The sequence below is a fragment of the Lactococcus termiticola genome, assembly GCF_003116835.1.
GTDB classification, from domain to species: domain Bacteria; phylum Bacillota; class Bacilli; order Lactobacillales; family Streptococcaceae; genus Lactococcus; species Lactococcus termiticola.
In genome coordinates this window covers 1-662 of record NZ_BFFO01000022.1, presented here as the reverse complement: position 1 = coordinate 662, position 662 = coordinate 1, and the positions used below count along the sequence as shown (strand labels likewise).

General features: G+C 35.0%; 2 protein-coding genes. Both read right to left on the bottom strand.

The genetic code is table 11. The features are described 5' to 3' along the window. A partial coding sequence (locus NtB2_RS08480) for an IS3 family transposase (RefSeq protein WP_165814991.1) occupies positions 1–350 on the bottom strand: 350 nt, incomplete at its 3' end. After that, complete coding sequence (locus NtB2_RS08475; protein ID WP_109246515.1) at positions 347–607, bottom strand: transposase; 261 nt, start codon at positions 605–607, stop codon at positions 347–349. The genes NtB2_RS08480 and NtB2_RS08475, both read right to left, overlap by 4 nt. Positions 608–662 lie beyond the last annotated feature (55 nt).

Sequence of the window (662 nt, the reverse complement as noted above, 5' to 3'; positions counted from 1 at the left end):
AGATTCTCTCTTGAAATATTATCTGACTTATTTCTCGCAGGTTTAAACTTCTTATTAACGACTGACTTTATTCCTTGTTCATGCATGAGCTTCTGGACAAGTTTAAGACCGACAGTTATTCCTTTTTGAACCAACTGATGATGAATTTTAGGTGCACCATAAATTTGTTTAGAGGATTCATAAATTGATTTAATCTCAAGTGATAAATTTCTTCTACGTTTTTCTGAAGAAGAAAGTTTCCGCTGAGTTTGTTCATAAAAACTTGAGCGGTTGAGACCAAAAAGGAGACAAGATTGGGTAATGTTAAACTGTTCTTCTTGAATCATTTGAATCATTTCTGGGTTAGTCATTTCTTTTTCTCTGCGAATATGGTCAATACTTTTTTTAAGAGGTCACGTTCTTCTTGGACACGAGCTAATTCTTTCTTTAGGGCAATAAAATCAGCCTTAGAGTACTCTTGTCCCCCTTTCTTTGAGTATTTATCAATCCATTTGTAAAGTGTCGTTTGTGCAATACCATATTCGCTTGACAGACTCGGAACACTTTGCCCTGAGTCATAGAGTTCTACTAGCGTTTCTTTGAAACCTTGTTCATATCGTTTAACCATAAATTGAGTGTACCAAATTACCTAAACGGCTGTCCATTTTTCTAGGATAACATCA

Excerpts from the sequence above, each read along its gene's own strand:
- NtB2_RS08475 (WP_109246515.1), bottom strand. The coding sequence starts at position 607 with ATGGTTAAACGATATGAACAAGGTTTCAAAGAAACGCTAGTAGAACTC.